The sequence below is a fragment of the Curtobacterium sp. MCBA15_016 genome (genome assembly GCF_001865105.1).
Lineage (GTDB): Bacteria > Actinomycetota > Actinomycetes > Actinomycetales > Microbacteriaceae > Curtobacterium.
On record NZ_MJGR01000012.1, the window covers coordinates 41,246 to 57,899 of the forward strand.

The 16,654-nt window shown below is 70.7% G+C and carries 13 protein-coding genes and 1 pseudogene; 13 read left to right on the forward strand and 1 reads right to left on the reverse strand.

Translation table 11 applies throughout. The features are described from left to right. A pseudogene (locus tag BIV03_RS19470) lies at nt 1–1,428 on the reverse strand (hypothetical protein); the annotation flags it as partial. A 186-nt stretch (nt 1,429–1,614) separates the two neighbouring features. On the opposite strand from BIV03_RS19470, the gene otsA reads away from it, so the two are divergent. The 13 genes from otsA (at nt 1,615) to BIV03_RS05430 (ending at nt 16,326) form a co-directional block, all read left to right on the forward strand. Next, nucleotides 1,615–3,207, forward strand: coding sequence for an alpha,alpha-trehalose-phosphate synthase (UDP-forming) (gene otsA, locus BIV03_RS05370; RefSeq protein WP_070418525.1), 1,593 nt, complete (start codon nt 1,615–1,617; stop codon nt 3,205–3,207). Beyond that, nucleotides 3,200–3,982, forward strand: coding sequence for a trehalose-phosphatase (gene otsB, locus BIV03_RS05375; protein WP_071294933.1), 783 nt, complete (start codon nt 3,200–3,202; stop codon nt 3,980–3,982). The genes otsA and otsB overlap by 8 nt, the downstream gene beginning before the upstream one ends. A gap of 107 nt (nt 3,983–4,089) precedes the next feature. Continuing rightward, nucleotides 4,090–5,784, forward strand: coding sequence for a dihydroxy-acid dehydratase (gene ilvD, locus BIV03_RS05380; protein WP_071294934.1), 1,695 nt, complete (start codon nt 4,090–4,092; stop codon nt 5,782–5,784). 46 nt (nt 5,785–5,830) lie between these two features. Further along, a complete protein-coding gene (locus BIV03_RS05385) occupies nt 5,831–7,654 on the forward strand; it encodes an acetolactate synthase large subunit (RefSeq protein WP_070418528.1) in 1,824 nt (607 codons plus the stop codon). After that, nucleotides 7,651–8,151 carry an acetolactate synthase small subunit gene (gene ilvN, locus BIV03_RS05390; RefSeq protein WP_022907763.1) on the forward strand — a complete coding sequence of 167 codons (501 nt, stop codon included), beginning with the start codon at nt 7,651–7,653 and terminating at the stop codon, nt 8,149–8,151. Before BIV03_RS05385 ends, ilvN begins: the two co-directional genes overlap by 4 nt. A gap of 117 nt (nt 8,152–8,268) precedes the next feature. Further along, nucleotides 8,269–9,294, forward strand: coding sequence for a ketol-acid reductoisomerase (ilvC, locus tag BIV03_RS05395; protein ID WP_070418529.1), 1,026 nt, complete (start codon nt 8,269–8,271; stop codon nt 9,292–9,294). Nucleotides 9,295–9,503: 209 nt separating this feature from the next. Continuing rightward, entirely contained in the window at nt 9,504–10,694 is a 1,191-nt protein-coding gene (locus tag BIV03_RS05400; protein WP_070418530.1) for a mannitol-1-phosphate 5-dehydrogenase, read from the forward strand. Between the two features lie 61 nt (nt 10,695–10,755). Beyond that, complete coding sequence (locus BIV03_RS05405; protein WP_070418531.1) at nt 10,756–11,196, forward strand: hypothetical protein; 441 nt, start codon at nt 10,756–10,758, stop codon at nt 11,194–11,196. Further along, a complete protein-coding gene (locus BIV03_RS05410; protein ID WP_071294935.1) occupies nt 11,193–11,573 on the forward strand; it encodes a hypothetical protein in 381 nt (126 codons plus the stop codon). The genes BIV03_RS05405 and BIV03_RS05410 overlap by 4 nt, the downstream gene beginning before the upstream one ends. 156 nt (nt 11,574–11,729) lie before the next feature. After that, nucleotides 11,730–13,319, forward strand: coding sequence for a phosphoglycerate dehydrogenase (gene serA, locus BIV03_RS05415; RefSeq protein ID WP_071294936.1), 1,590 nt, complete (start codon nt 11,730–11,732; stop codon nt 13,317–13,319). 13 nt (nt 13,320–13,332) lie between these two features. Next, entirely contained in the window at nt 13,333–14,400 is a 1,068-nt protein-coding gene (locus BIV03_RS05420) for a 3-isopropylmalate dehydrogenase (protein WP_071294941.1), read from the forward strand. A gap of 15 nt (nt 14,401–14,415) precedes the next feature. Then, entirely contained in the window at nt 14,416–15,525 is a 1,110-nt protein-coding gene (locus tag BIV03_RS05425; protein WP_071294937.1) for a branched-chain amino acid aminotransferase, read from the forward strand. Between the two features lie 30 nt (nt 15,526–15,555). Then, nucleotides 15,556–16,326, forward strand: coding sequence for a fumarylacetoacetate hydrolase family protein (locus tag BIV03_RS05430; RefSeq protein WP_070418535.1), 771 nt, complete (start codon nt 15,556–15,558; stop codon nt 16,324–16,326). Nucleotides 16,327–16,654: the final 328 nt, after the last annotated feature.

Below are 16,654 nucleotides of genomic sequence, written 5' to 3' on the forward strand. Positions count from 1 at the left end.
CGGGGCCGCCGGGGCCGCCGCATCGGCGGGCACCGCCCACACCGGAGCGGCACCGTCGACCGGAGCGGTCGGCCGAGCCGGCACCGGCGCCGGCACCGGCGCCAGCACCGGGTCGGTCCCGACCACGCGCGCCGTCCGCAGCAGCACGCCGCCGCCGAGGCGGGGGAGCAGCACGGGCGCGACGTACCGGGCGACGACCTCGATGGCCGCACCCCAGAGCGCGAAGACGACGGGCGTCCACGGGGCCACACCGACCGAGCCGGACCCGCCGACCGCACTCGAACCGGTCACCTGGTAGGACACCACGCCGGTGCCGAGCACGAACAGCACGAGTCCGGCGACGAACCAGACCACGGGCGTCGCGACCCAGTCGAGCGTCGTGCGGACCCGGTCGTTCCGGCGCACCGCGAGCGCCAGACCGGCCGCGAACGAGCTCACGACGACGAGCAGGACGACGAGCCAGGTCCAGCCACCGGCGCCCGCGAAGACCGAGGCGTCGCTCCCGACGGCACCGAGTCCGGACGTGCCGACCCCGCCGAGGAAGCCGAGCGCGGTCAGGGCGACGGCCGCGTTGCCGAGCAGCAGCGGCAGGGCGGCGCCCCACGACGGCTGCGCGACGAGCGCCACGACGACGAGCACGAGGGCGAGCAGGACGAGGAGCCCGCCGAGCTGCCACGCGGCGACCCGCAGGGCACCGAGTGCCCGGGCGACGGAGGTGCTCCGGCCGACGAGCAGCGACGGCCGGGCGAGCAGCACCGCGAGGGTGCCGATCACGAACGACCCGAGCACGCTGCCGATCCCCACGGCGTGCACGGGGTCGATCTGCACCCCGGAGACGGCGGGGAACCGGATGGCGAGCACGAGGCCGGCGAGCGTGGTGACCGCGGTGGTCACGAGCCCGGCGACGACCGCCGTGACGACGAGCTGCGGGAGCGCGAGGACCCGGCTCCGGATGCGGCGCGTGAGCACGACCGCGAGCACGACCTGCGCCGCGAGCACCAGCACGGGCACGACGCCGACCGACCCCGACCCGGAACCGAGCAGCAGGATCGAACCGGAGCCGTGCAGCCGCCCGAGGTCCGCGAGGGCGACGAGCTGCGCCGGGGACCCCAGCAGCACGCTCACCCCCGACAGGAGCGACTGGACGTCGGGTGCCCCGGCCGACCCGAGGTCGGAGCCGCCGGTGCCGAGGCCCGAGGACGAGCTCGTGGACACCGGACCGGAACCGGCGGCCACGGCGACCGTCAGGAACAGCGAGATCGCCGCGACGATGTACGCCGCGACCCACCCGCCGACGGCCGCGACGACGGCGGCGACCCAGTCACGACCGGGGACGGCGCGGAGCAGGCGACCGAGCGGGTCCGACGCTGCCGGCGCGGCTGACGGGGGCCCGGGCGGAACGGGCGGGACGGGCGACTGATCGCTCACGACGGTTGGGTCCTCTCTCGTCGAGAGGGCGGTGACGACCCCGTGCGTCACCTGCGTGTCCCCCCGACACGATGGACGCAGCGTACCGGAAGCCGTCGATCCGCCGTGAATCCGCTGTCGGCACGCTGGTAACTTCGGCACCGAACCCGGCGTTCGTGCCGGGCGGAACGGAGACCCCAGCACCCCATGGCAGCACCCCGCACCGAACAGACCCGCTACGCCTTCGTCGTCGCCTCGAACCGCCTGCCGGTCGACCGCATCGTCGACGAGGACGGCAACGAGGGCTGGCGGCACTCGCCCGGCGGCCTCGTCACCGCACTCGAACCGGTGATGCGCGCGAACGACGGTGCCTGGGTCGGCTGGGTCGGCCAGCCCGACGTCGAGGTCGCCCCGTTCGACAACGAGGGCATCCACATCGTGCCCGTCCCGCTGAGCAACGACGACGTCGAGGAGTACTACGAGGGGTTCAGCAACGACACCCTCTGGCCGCTCTACCACGACGTCATCGAGCACCCGAGCTACCACCGCGACTGGTGGAACGCGTACAAGCGCGTGAACCAGCGCTTCGCCGAGCAGATCGCCGAGATCGTCGAGCAGGACGGCATCGTCTGGGTGCAGGACTACCAGCTGCAGCTCGTCCCCGCCCTCCTCCGCGAGCTCCGCCCGGACCTGACGATCGGCTTCTTCAACCACATCCCGTTCCCGCCCGTCGGCATCTACGCCCAGCTCCCGTGGCGCGCGCAGATCCTCGACGGCCTGCTCGGGGCGGACGTGATCGGCTTCCAGCGGCACGACGACGCGAGCGACTTCCTCCGGGCGGTCCGGCACATCAAGGGCTACACGACCAAGGGGCAGACGATCGACGTCCCCGTCGACGACCCGGACGCACCGCGCAGCCGCAAGGGCATCACGGTGCGACACGTCGAGGCCCGGCACTTCCCGATCTCCATCGACGCCGCCGGCTTCGAGGAGATCGCGCACCGGCCCGAGGTGCAGGAGCGCGCCCGCGAGATCCGTGCGAGCCTCGGCAACCCGAAGACCGTGCTGCTCGGCGTCGACCGCCTCGACTACACGAAGGGCATCCGCCACCGGATCAAGGCTTTCGGCGAACTCGTCGAGGACGGTCGCATCGCGGTCGAGGACGCCACCCTCGTGCAGGTCGCCAGCCCGAGCCGCGAGCGCGTCGACACGTACGCCACGCTCCGCGACGAGATCGAGCTCACGGTCGGCCGCATCAACGGCGACCTCGGCGTGATCGGACACCAGCCGATCGCCTACCTGCACCACGGTTACCCGCGCGAGGAGATGGTGGCGCTCTACCTCGCCGCGGACATCATGCTCGTCACGGCCCTTCGCGACGGCATGAACCTCGTCGCGAAGGAGTACGTCGCAGCCCGGTTCGACAACGACGGCGTCCTCATCCTGTCCGAGTTCGCCGGTGCCGCCGACGAACTGAAGCAGGCCGTCATCGTCAACCCGCACGACATCGGCGCGCTGAAGGACTCGATCCAGCGCGCGATCGAGATGCCCCGACGCGAACGCTCGACCCGCATGCGGGCCCTCCGCAAGCGCGTCCGCGACAACGACGTGGCGCGCTGGTCGCGCTCGTTCCTCGAGGCGCTCGACCGCCACGCCCCGAAGAACGCGCAGATCGACCCCTCCGCGGCGGACCCGAAGGACCAGCACCGCGAGGCACAGACGGACAACATGTCGATCTTCGACCAGGACGCCCAGACGGCGCGTGCTGCCGAGGACACCCGGGAGGCGCGTGATGCCTGAGACGACCACCGACCAGACCGCCATCGACCGGGCCCTCGAGACGCTCGCGGCTGCGCCGCGACTCATCGTCGCCCTCGACTTCGACGGCACGCTCGCGCCGTTCGCCGACGACCCCTCGCAGGTCGGCGCGCTGCCCGGCTCGTGGGCGGCCGTCCTCACCCTGCACCGGGCGAAGGACACCGAGGTCGTCCTGGTCTCCGGGCGTCCGCTGGACAGCCTCGCCGCGGTGACGCACGCCCCCGCCGAGATGTCCCTCGTCGGGTCGCACGGCGTCGAGTGGCGCGTCGACGGGCACGACGAAGCGGCCCTCACCGACGACGAGCAGGCTCGCGTGGCCCGGATCGGCACGGCGCTCGACGCGGTCGGGGAGCGGTTCCCGGGTGTCGTCATCGAGCACAAGCCGGCCGGCCACGGCGTGCACACCCGCCGGGTGAGCGCCGAGGTCGCGGCCGAGGCGAACGCCGCCGCGAGTGCCGCCGCGCACGAGGCCGACCCGGACGTCCTCGAACGCGGGGGCAAGGACATCCTCGAGTTCGCCGTCCGGCACGTCACCAAGGGCGACGCGATCGCCAGGCTGCGCGACCTGCACGGCGCCGACGCGGTGTTCTTCGCCGGCGACGACGTCACCGACGAGGACGCCTTCCGGGTGCTCCGCGACGGCGATGTCGGCGTGAAGGTGGGGGAGGGCGACACGCTCGCCGGCTACCGGGTCGCCGACCCGGCGGCGCTCACCGACGTGCTGAAGCAGCTCGCGAGGATCCGCGCCACGCGCTGACCCGCAGCGACCCTGCGGGCCGGCACCGCGCCTCCTGGACCGCCCGTCACCCATGCGGATGCATGGAGTTGTCGGCTTGGTATCCCAACTGCGCCTAGACTCACCCCATGCCTGATATCGACGTCAAGCCGCGCAGCCGGGTCGTCACCGACGGGATCGAAGCAACCACCTCGCGTGGCATGCTGCGTGCCGTCGGGATGGGGGACGAGGACTGGGAGAAGCCGCAGATCGGCATCGCCTCCTCGTGGAACGAGATCACCCCGTGCAACCTCTCCCTCGACCGCCTCGCGCAGGGGGCGAAGGAGGGCGTGCACTCCGGCGGCGGGTACCCGCTCCAGTTCGGCACCATCTCCGTCTCCGACGGCATCTCGATGGGCCACGAGGGCATGCACTTCTCCCTCGTCTCGCGTGAGGTCATCGCCGACAGCGTCGAGACCGTCGTGAACGCCGAGCGACTGGACGGCACCGTCCTGCTGGCCGGGTGCGACAAGTCCCTTCCAGGCATGCTCATGGCGGCCGCGCGCCTCGACCTCGCGAGCGTCTTCCTCTACGCGGGCTCGGTCATGCCGGGCTACGTGAAGCAGGCCGACGGCTCCTTCAAGGAGGTCACGATCATCGACTCCTTCGAGGGCGTCGGCGCGTGCAAGGCCGGCACCATGTCGGAAGAGGAACTCAAGAAGATCGAGTGTGCGATCGTCCCGGGCGAGGGCGCCTGCGGCGGCATGTACACCGCGAACACCATGGCGTCGGTCGCCGAGGCCCTCGGCATGTCGCTCCCCGGCTCGGCAGCGCCGCCCAGCGCCGACCGTCGTCGTGACTACTACGCGCACCGCTCCGGCGAGGCCGTGGTCAACATGCTCCGCCTGGGCCTCACCGCCCGCCAGATCCTCACGAAGCAGGCGTTCGAGAACGCCATCGCCGTCGCCATGGCACTCGGAGGCTCCACGAACGTCGTCCTCCACCTCCTCGCGATCGCGCACGAGGCCGAGGTCGAGCTCTCCCTCGACGACTTCAACCGCATCGGCTCGAAGGTCCCGCACCTCGCCGACATGAAGCCGTTCGGCAAGTACGTCATGGTCGACGTGGACCGCAACGGCGGCATCCCGGTGATCATGAAGGCGCTGCTCGACGCCGGCCTGCTGCACGGCGACGTCATGACCGTCACCGGCAAGACCCTCGCCGAGAACCTGGCCGAGATCGACCCGCCGGAGCTCGACGGCGAGGTGTTCCGCACGCTCGACAACCCGATCCACGCCACCGGCGGCCTGACGATCCTGCAGGGCTCCTTCGCGCCGGAGGGCGCCGTGGTGAAGACGGCCGGCTTCGACGCCGAGGTCTTCGAGGGCCCCGCGCGGGTGTTCGACCGCGAGCGCGCCGCCATGGACGCCCTCACCGAGGGGAAGATCCAGAAGGGCGACGTCGTCGTCATCCGGTACGAGGGTCCCAAGGGCGGCCCCGGCATGCGCGAGATGCTCGCCATCACGGCGGCCATCAAGGGCGCTGGACTCGGCAAGGATGTACTACTGTTGACGGACGGACGATTCTCAGGCGGCACAACCGGCCTGTGCATCGGCCACATCGCACCGGAAGCGGTGGACGCAGGTCCAGTCGCATTCGTGCGCGATGGCGACCGCATCCGTGTCGACATCGCGGCTCGCTCGCTCGACCTACTGGTCGACGAAGCCGAGCTGGAAGCCCGCCGAGAAGGCTGGGCCCCGCTGCCCCCGCGCTACACCCGCGGAGTCCTCGCGAAGTTCGCGAAGCTCGTCCAGTCCGCCGCCAAGGGCGCGGTCACGGGCTAGCGTCGACACACGCACCATCGCCATCACTCCAGGCAAGGAACACCTCATGCCCACGGAAGCCACTCCGCTGTCCGCGGCCGCCGGTGCACGCCGGACGCCGGAGATCCTGACCGGCTCGGGAGCCGTCCTCCGGACGCTCGAGCACCTCGGGATCACCGACGTCTTCGGCCTGCCGGGCGGTGCGATCATCCCGTTCTACGACGAGCTCATGGCGTCGCAGACGATCCGCCACGTCCTCGTCCGCCACGAGCAGGGCGCCGGCCACGCCGCCGAGGGCTACGCCTCGGCGTCCGGCAAGGTCGGCGTCGCCATCGCGACCTCGGGCCCCGGCGCGACGAACCTCGTCACCGCGATCGCCGACGCGTACATGGACTCGGTGCCGTTCATCGCGATCACCGGCCAGGTCTTCTCGACCCTGATGGGGACGGACGCCTTCCAAGAAGCCGACATCGTCGGCATCACCATGCCGATCACGAAGCACTCGTTCCTCGTGACCGACCCGGCCGACGTGCCGGCGACCCTCGCCGCGGCGCACCTCATCGCGACGACCGGACGCCCCGGCCCCGTGCTGGTCGACATCACGAAGGACGCCCAGCAGAAGTCGGCGCCGTACGTCTGGCCGCCCAAGATCGACCTGCCCGGCTACCGGCCGGTCACCAAGGCGCACGGCAAGCAGATCACCGCGGCCGCGCAGCTCCTCGCCGAGTCCGAGCGCCCGGTGCTCTACGTCGGCGGCGGCGTCATCCGCTCCCGGGCGACCGCCGAGCTGCTCCGCTTCGCCGAGGCCACCGGTGCGCCGGTCGTCACGACGCTGATGGCACGGGGTGCCTTCCCCGACTCGCACCCGCAGCACCTCGGCATGCCCGGCATGCACGGCACCGTCCCGGCGGTGCTCGGTCTGCAGGACAGCGACCTCATCATCGCGCTCGGTGCCCGCTTCGACGACCGCGTGACCGGCAAGGCCGACGAGTTCGCGCCGAACGCCAAGGTCGTGCACGTCGACATCGACCCGGCCGAGATCTCGAAGATCCGCTTCGCCGACGTCCCGATCGTGGGCGACGCGAAAGAGGTCCTGGTCGACCTGCTCGACGCGTGGGGCGGCATCCCGACCGACCAGCGTGCGAGCACCGCCGAGTGGTGGGCGAAGCTCGAGCAGCTCAAGGTCGACTTCCCGCTCGGCTACGCGGAGCCGACGGACGGACTGCTCGCGCCGCAGGCCATCATCAAGCGCATCGGCGAGCTGAGCGGCCCCGAGGCGATCTACGCCTCCGGCGTCGGGCAGCACCAGATGTGGTCGGCGCAGTTCATCAAGTACGAGCGTCCGAACGCCTGGCTGAACTCCGGCGGCGCGGGCACGATGGGCTACTCCGTCCCCGCCGCGATGGGCGCGAAGGTCGCCGAGCCGGACCGCGTGGTCTGGGCGATCGACGGCGACGGCTGCTTCCAGATGACCAACCAGGAGCTCGCGACCTGCGTCATCAACGACATCCCGATCAAGGTCGCGATCATCAACAACTCGTCGCTCGGCATGGTGCGGCAGTGGCAGACGCTGTTCTACGACGGCCGCCACTCGTTCACCGACCTCGAGACCGGCCACGACTCGCGCCGCGTGCCCGACTTCGTGAAGCTGGCGGACGCGTACGGTGCCCTCGGCATCCGCGTCGAGAAGGCGGACGAGGTCGACGCCGCCATCCAGCTCGCCCTCGAGACGAACGACCGCCCCGTGGTGATCGACTTCGTCGTGAGCCGCGACTCGATGGTCTGGCCGATGGTCCCGCAGGGAGTCAGCAACTCGTCCATCGAGTACGCCCAGGCCCTCGCCCCCACCTGGGACGACGAGGACGCCGACATGACGGGGGAAACCGCATGAGCCACGTCCTCTCCCTCCTCGTCGAGGACAAGCCGGGTCTGCTGACCCGCGTCGCCGGCCTGTTCGCGCGCCGCGGGTTCAACATCGAGTCGCTCGCGGTCGGCAACACCGAGGTCGACGGCCTCAGCCGGATCACGGTCGTCGTCGACGTCGAGGACCTCCCGCTCGAGCAGGTGACGAAGCAGCTCAACAAGCTGGTCAACGTCATCAAGATCGTCGAGCTGGACTTCTCCCAGTCCGTCCAGCGCGAGCACATGCTCGTGAAGGTGCGGGTGGACAACCAGACGCGCTCGGCCGTGCTCGAGGCAGTGAACCTGTTCCGTGCCCAGGTCGTCGACGTCGCGAACGACTCGCTCATCGTCGAGGTGACCGGCGACCCCGGCAAGATCCAGGCGATCCTCCGCGTGCTCGAGCCCTACGGCATCAAGGAGCTCGCCCGTGCGGGCCTCCTCGGCATGGGCCGTGGGCCCAAGAGCATCACCGACCGGGTGCGCTGACCGCGACCCGTGACGGACCGGAGGCGCGGGTCGCCACCCGCACCGCGCCTCCAGTCCGTCTCCTCCCGACTCACCGCAACCAACGCTTCCCGAACCGACCACAGGAGAACCACCACCGTGACTGACATCGTGTACGACGCCGACGCCGACCTGACGCTCATCCAGGGCAAGAAGGTCGCCGTCATCGGGTACGGCTCGCAGGGCCACGCCCACGCCCTCAACCTCCGCGACAGCGGCGTCGAGGTCAAGATCGGCCTGCAGGAGGGCTCGAAGAGCCGCCAGAAGGCGGAAGAGGCCGGCTTCGAGGTCCTCACCCCGGCCGACGCCACGGCCTGGGCGGACGTCGTCGTCATCCTCGCGCCGGACCAGGTCCAGCGCATCGTCTACAAGGACGACATCGAGCCCAACCTCAAGCCGGGCGCCACGCTCGTCTTCGGCCACGGCTTCAACATCCGCTTCGGCTACATCCAGGCGCCGGAGGGCGTCGACGTGTCGCTCGTCGCACCCAAGGGCCCGGGGCACACCGTGCGCCGCGAGTACGAGGCCGGCCGTGGCGTCCCCGTGATCGTCGCCGTCGAGGTCGACGCGTCCGGCTCCGCCTGGGACCTCGCGTGGTCGTACTCGAAGGCCATCGGCGGCCTCCGCTCCGGCGGCATCAAGACGACCTTCACCGAGGAGACCGAGACCGACCTGTTCGGCGAGCAGGCCGTCCTGTGCGGTGGCACCTCGCAGCTCATCCAGTACGGCTTCGAGACCCTGGTCGAGGCCGGCTACCAGCCGCAGATCGCCTACTTCGAGGTCCTGCACGAGCTCAAGCTCATCGTCGACCTCATCTGGGAGGGCGGCCTCACGAAGCAGCGCTGGTCGATCTCCGACACGGCCGAGTTCGGTGACTACGTCTCCGGCCCGCGCGTGATCTCGCCCGAGGTCAAGGAGAACATGAAGGCCGTCCTCGCGGACATCCAGAACGGTGCCTTCGCGAAGCGCTTCATCGACGACCAGGACGCCGGCGCGCCGGAGTTCAAGGCACTCCGCGCCAAGGGTGAGGGCCACCCGATCGAGGCGACCGGTCGCGAGCTGCGCGCCCTCTTCGCGTGGAAGTCGAACGACGCCGACTACGTGGACGGTTCCGCCGCGCGGTAGTCTTCGCAACACCACTCGACGACGAGGCGGCGGTGCACCCGCACCGCCGCCTCGCGATGTGACCCGAACGTTATGCAGCACTTCACCACCAGCCCCGACGCCGCCCACCGGCGTCCCCTCGGCGTTCCCGGGGACGTTTCGCGACGACCGTCGTCCGGCCCGGAGATGGGCGGTCCTCAGGTCGTCGTCCAGCATGGGAGGATCGTCGGATGGCGGTGACGAAGCGAGCGGTCCACATCGGCGCCGGCAAGATCGGACGCGGGTTCGTGGGGCAGTTCCTGGTCGCGAGCGGCTACGAGCTCACCTTCGTGGACGTCGACGACCGCGTCGTCTCGGCACTGAACGAAGCCGGCCGGTTCGTCGTGCACGAGGTCGGCGAGATGCCGGTCGAGCACCTCGTCTACGGGTTCACGGCCCTCAGCAGCAAGACCGACCGCGAGCAGGTCGTCCGGGCCATCGCCGAGGCAGACGTCGTCACGACCGCGGTCGGCGCCCGGACCCTCCCGCTCGTCGCCCCCGTCATCGCCGAGGGGCTGGCGGCCCGGCCGCTCGACCGTGGCGACGTCACGATCGTGGCGTGCGAGAACGCCTTCAACGCGACGGACTCCCTGCACGCCAGCATCCGTCGTGCCCCCATCCTCGAGGACCGCGACATCGCCGCCGTCTTCGCGAACTGCGCCATCGACCGCATCGTCCCCGACCAGTCCGGGGTGCTCGGCCAGTCCGGCGGCCTCGACGTCGTGCTCGAGCCGTTCTACGAGTGGGTCATCGAGCGCACGCCCTTCGCCGACTCCGACGCCGAGCCGCCCGCGATCGACGGCGTGACCTGGGTCGACGACCTGCAGCCGTTCGTCGAGCGCAAGCTCTACACGGTGAACACCGCGCACGCGACGGCCGCCTACCACGGCTACGTCCGGGGCATCCGCCTCATCCGCGAGGCACTCGAGGACGAGGCCGTCCGCGCCGAGGTCGACGGCGTCCTCGCCGAGACCACCGCGCTCCTCGTCGCCAAGCACGGCTTCGACCCGGAGGAGCACGCGCGCTACGTCGCCGCGAACCTCTCCCGCATCGCGAACCCGCACCTCCCGGACACGACCGTCCGCGTCGGACGCAACCCGCTCCGGAAGCTCGGCCGCCGCGAGCGCTTCGTCGGCCCGGCCGCGCAGCTCGCCGAACGCGGGCTCCCCGTCGACCACCTGCTCGGCGCCGTGCGCGTCGCGCTCGACTTCGACGACGAGAACGACCCCGAGTCGATCGAGCTGCACGCGCTGCTCCGCTCGGGTGCGACGGCACACGCCCTCACCGAGATCCTCACCGGCCTGATGGAGAGCCACCCGCTGTTCCCCGCGGTGCGCGAGGTCGTCGCCGAGGTCCTCGAGACCCAGCCCGCCGACGTCTGACCGGCGGCCGCACAGGTCGTCCGTGGTCGAGCCGGAGCGGCACGCCTCGTAGAATCGAGGCATGACCACGGCAGCATCCCCGCCCGACGGCTCGGTCGACCACGACGACGACGCCCTCAGCTGGGGCGACGCCGACGACGCGACCCACGTCGACGCGGCGCACAACCCGGTCACCGTCAAGGAACGCTCCGGCCGCGACCCCGAGGCCCCAGAGACCTCCGGCGCGCTCATCGGGTTCGGCGTCTTCGGTGGCCTGTACCTGCTCTACACGGTGGCCTGGCTGCTCACGGCCTCGACCTCGTACGTCTCGGACGTCGACACCGTGCTGACCGTCTTCGTCGAGGTCCTGCGGTTCCTGTCGATCGTCGCCCCCGCGCTGTGGTTCACCGTCGTGCTCTGGGCCGGCCGTGGACAGCGCACGCGGAGCCGTCTGCTGTGGATGCTGCTCGGCGCCCTCGTCCTCTTCCCGTGGCCGTTCCTCATGACGCGGAGCTTCGGGTGACCGCCGCGACGCCGACCGTCCGTCGGTCGTCCCGGGCGTTCGTCGGCAAGGTCCTCGTCTGGCTGGTGTTCGCCCTGCTGTTCGCGTACATGACCGTGCAGAGCGTCGGCAACCTCGTGACCGTCTCGCAGTCCGTCCGCGCGTTCAACGCGTTCCTCGGCACGACGTCCGGCGGCGACTCGCTGGCCCGCAGCACCCCGTGGGTGTGGCTCGTGCTGGACATCGCGATCGCGCCGATCGCGTTCGTCGTCGCGCTGTGGGTGAGCCGTCGCGCGCGGCTCGCGGTGACGATCGGCGTCTTCGTCCTCGCGTTCGCCGCCGCCGGCGCGCTGTGGCTCGATCTGCAGCTCTTCGTGCCGCGGCTGCTGGATTTCTGACGGTCCGTCCGACGGCCAGGACGCGCGGTGCCGGCTGGTACCGCGCCTCCCGTCCGTCGTGTGGTCGCCCACCGGACCGCCCCTGCGGTCGTAACCACGTGCGCACGTCGATACGATGGTGGGATACCGCCCGTCTCGTGTGAGGAAACTGCAGCTGTGCCGAAGCCGGTCGTCCTGATCGCCGAAGAACTCTCGCCCGCCACAGTCGACGCCCTCGGGCCCGACTTCGAGATCCGGAACGTGGACGGTACCGACCGCCCCGCCCTCCTGGCCTCCCTCGCCGATGCGCACGCCATCCTGGTGCGCTCCGCCACCAAGGTCGACGCCGAGGCGATCGCCGCGGCCCCGAACCTCAAGGTCGTCGCCCGTGCCGGTGTCGGCCTCGACAACGTCGACATCAAGGCGGCCACCACCGCCGGGGTGATGGTCGTCAACGCGCCGACATCGAACATCATCTCCGCCGCCGAGCTCACGGTCGGCCACATCCTGTCGCTCGCGCGCCACATCCCGGCCGCTCACGCGTCGCTCGCGGCCGGCACCTGGAAGCGCTCCGCGTACACCGGTGTCGAGCTGTACGAGAAGACCGTCGGCATCATCGGCCTCGGCCGCATCGGTGCGCTCATCACCCAGCGCCTGCAGGCGTTCGGCGTCCAGGTGATCGCGTACGACCCGTACGTCACCACGGCCCGTGCCCAGCAGCTCGGGGTCGAGCTCGTCTCGCTCGAGGACCTGCTCAAGCGCGCCGACTTCACCACGATCCACATGCCGAAGACGCCGGAGACGGTCGGCATGATCTCGGACGACCAGTTCGCGCTCATGAAGCCGACCGCGTTCGTCGTGAACGTCGCCCGTGGCGGACTGATCGACGAGGACGCGCTGCACCGTGCGCTCACCTCGAACACGATCGCCGGCGCCGGTCTCGACGTCTTCGTGTCCGAGCCCCCGAAGGACTCGCCGCTCGTCGCGCTCCCGAACGTCGTCGTCACGCCGCACCTCGGTGCCTCGACGGACGAAGCGCAGGAGAAGGCGGGCGTCTCGGTCGCCAAGTCCGTGCGGCTCGCCCTCGGCGGCGAACTCGTCCCCGACGCGGTCAACGTCGCCGGTGGCGTCATCGACCCGTACGTGCGCCCCGGCATCCCGCTCGTCGAGAAGCTCGGTCAGGTGTTCACCGGCCTCGCCACGTCGCCCGTCACCAGCATCGACGTCGAGGTGCACGGCGAGCTCGCCGAGTTCGACGTCAGCGTGCTGAAGCTCGCTGCGCTCAAGGGCGTCTTCACCGACGTCGTCAGCGACCAGGTGTCCTACGTGAACGCACCGTTGATCGCCGAGCAGCGCGGGGTCACCGTGCGGCTCATCACCGACTCGGACAGCCCCGAGTACCGGAACGTGCTCACGATCCGCGGGGCCCAGTCCGACGGCCCGGCGATCAGCGTGTCCGGCACGCTCACCGGCCCGAAGCAGGTCGCGAAGCTCGTCGAGATCAACGGTCACGACGTCGAGGTCGCCCTCGCCGAGCACCACGTGGTGATGGAGTACACCGACCGGCCCGGCATCGTCGCGGTCTACGGCAAGGAGTTCGGCGACGCCGGCATCAACATCGCGGCGATGCAGATCTCGCGGGAAGCCGCCGGCGGCCAGGCGCTGAGCGTCCTCACCGTCGACTCGCCGGTCCCGGCCGAGATCCTCGAGCACGTCCGGTCCACGATCGACGCGGCCTCGCTCCGCGAGATCGACATCACGCTGTAGGGGAGTGGCGGACATGACGCAGACGGTGAAGCTCGCGGTGATCCGCGGGGACGGCATCGGACCCGAGGTGGTCGACGAGGCGCTGAAGGTCCTGCACGCCGTGCTGCCGGACGACCTCGTGGTGGAGGAGACCCCGTTCTCCCTCGGTGCCGACCGGTTCCTCGCGACCGGTGACATCCTCACCGAGGACGACATGTCCGCCATCGCCACCCACGACGCGATCCTGCTCGGCGCGGTCGGCGGCGACCCCCGCGACCCCCGGCTCGCCGGCGGGATCATCGAGCGCGGGCTGCTGCTGAAGCTGCGGTTCGCCTTCGACCACTACGTGAACCTGCGCCCGACCGTCGTCTACCCGTCGGTGACGACGCCGCTGACGTCCCCCGGTGACGTCGACTTCGTGGTCGTGCGCGAGGGCACCGAGGGACCGTACGTCGGCAACGGCGGTGCCATCCGCGTCGGGACCCCGCAGGAGATCGCGACCGAGGTCTCGTTGAACACCGCGTACGGCGTCGAGCGCGTCGTCCGGTACGCGTTCGAGCTGGCGGACCGCCGGCCGCGCAGGCACCTCACGCTCGTGCACAAGAGCAACGTCCTGGTGCACGCCGGAGCCCTCTGGCAGCGCACCGTCGCGGCCGTCGGGCAGGAGTACCCGGACGTCACGGTGGACTACCAGCACGTCGACGCCGTCACCATCCACATGGTGCGCGAACCTGCTAGGTTCGACGTCATCGTCACCGACAACCTCTTCGGGGACATCATCACCGACCTTGCCGGCGCGATCAGCGGCGGCATCGGTCTGGCGGCCTCGGGCAACCTCAACCCGGACGGCACCTTCCCCAGCATGTTCGAGCCGGTCCACGGCTCCGCGCCGGACATCGCGGGTCAGCAGAAGGCCGATCCCACGGCCGCCATCCTGTCCGTCGCACTGCTGCTCGACCACATCGGTCGTAGCGACCTCGCGGCGGCGGTCACGCGGGCGGTCGAGGCCGACCTCGCCGACCGGGGCACCTCGCAGCGTCGCACGGCCGAGATCGGCGACGCCATCGCCGCCGCGGCCACGGCACGCACCACCACCGCCTGACAGGAGTCTCCCCGTATGAGCACCGACACCGACTTCGGACTCGCGTTCGCCACCACCCCCTCACCCGAGCGCCGTGCCGCCGCCGAGCGCGAGGAGATCCTCGCCGACCCGGGCTTCGGCAAGCACTTCACGGACCACATGGCCACCGTGCAGTGGACGCTGGACGCCGGGTGGCACGATGCCTCGGTCCACCCGTACGGTCCGATCAGCCTCGACCCCAGCGCGAGCGTCCTGCACTACGCGCAGGAGATCTTCGAGGGGCTGAAGGCCTACCGGCACGCCGACGGCTCGGTCTGGACGTTCCGCCCGGACGCCAACGCTCGGCGCTTCCAGCGGTCCGCGCGGCGGCTCGCGCTGCCGGAGCTGCCGGTGGAGACCTTCGTGGACTCGATCCGCGAGCTGGTCCGGACCGACGTCGACTGGGTGCCCTCGGCGCCCGAGACGAGCCTGTACCTGCGGCCGTTCATGATCGCGACCGAGTCGTTCCTGGGGGTGCGTGCGGCACAGGCGGTGGCGTACCACTGCATCGCGAGCCCGGCGGGGGCGTACTTCACCTCCGGACCGAAGCCGGTGTCGATCTGGCTGTCCACGAACTACGCCCGGGCCGGCAAGGGCGGCACGGGTGCGGCGAAGACCGGCGGCAACTACGCCTCGTCGCTCCTGCCCCAGCAAGAGGCCTACGAGCACGGCTGCCAGCAGGTCATGTTCCTCGACTCGGTCGAGGGCAAGTACCTCGAGGAACTCGGGGGCATGAACGTCGTGCTGGTGAAGGCGGACGGCACGCTCGTCACGCCGGACTCCGACTCCATCCTCGAGGGCATCACGCGTGACTCGATCCTGCAGCTGGCGGAGGACCGCGGGCTGCGCGTCGAACGCCGTCGGGTGACCCTCGACGAGTGGCGTGACGGCGTCGAGGACGGCTCCATCACCGAGGCCTTCGCGTGCGGGACCGCCGCCGTCGTGACCCCGATCGCGGAACTCCGCGGCGAGGGCTTCACGATCGGGTCGCCGACCGTCGGGGCCGGCGAGCTGACGATGTCCCTGCGCGACGAACTCACCGACATCCAGTACGGCCGCCGTCCCGACCCGCACGGGTGGATGACGCGCCTGACCGACCCGGCCTGAACGCACACCACACGTCGATAGGCTCCAACGGTGAAGATCGCACGGTTCAGCAGCAAGGGCGAAGACCCCCGGTACGGCATCCTCGACGAGCGCGACCTGGTCGTGCTGGCGGGTGACCCGATGTACCAGGGGTTCGAGACCACGGGGGAGCGGGTGCCCCTGGCGGACGCCAAGCTCCTCGCCCCCGTCATCCCGCGGTCGAAGGTGATCGGCGTGGGGCTCAACTACGCCGAGCACGCGTCCGAGATGGACGAGCGCTCCGGGGACGACCCGGTGGTGTTCCTCAAGCCCAACACGTCGGTGATCGGCCCCGAGGACCCGATCCGTCTCCCCGCCGGGGTCGGACGCGTCGACCACGAGGGCGAGCTCGCCATCGTGATCGGGTCGCTCGCGAAGAACGTCACGCGCGAGGACTTCGCGAGCGTGATCCTCGGCTACACGATCGCCAACGACGTGACCGCCCGTGACCTGCAGGCGCGCGACGGCCAGTGGACCCGGTCCAAGGGCTTCGACACGTTCTGCCCGCTCGGGCCGGCGATCGAGACCGAGATCGATCCGTCGGACATCCGCATCGAGACCCGCGTGGACGGCGACCTGCGCCAGGTGGGCTCGACGAGCGAGATGGTGCACGACATCCCGTCCCTCATCGAGTTCGTCTCGTCGATCTGGACGCTCCTGCCCGGCGACGTCATCCTGACCGGCACCCCTGCCGGCGTCGGCGAGATCCGCGACGGCGAGGTCGTCGAGGTGACGATCGAGGGGATCGGCACACTGAAGAACCCGGTCATCGCCAAGCACTGACACGCGTCGCCGAACGGCCCGCTCCCACCGTGGGGGCGGGCCGTTCCGCGTCTCCGCGCGGATCGGCCCGTGCGACACGCCCGGGGTGCGGGACGTTTGGCGGGGCCCCCGGGGCGTGTGTAGAGTAATCACTCGTTGCCGCTGAGGCGGAGAACGGAACGGCCGAGACGGTCACCGGAGCGAACGCCCCGGAGATGCAGTCCGGACGGGGTCCCGCTCAGGCAACGAATCCCGATGACGATCCACTCTCGAAGTGGTCTGTTCGGGGTGAGACGAAATGCCTCTCTGACGACGCTCGTGTTCCACGAGTCGAGTGGGGAGTGCGTCT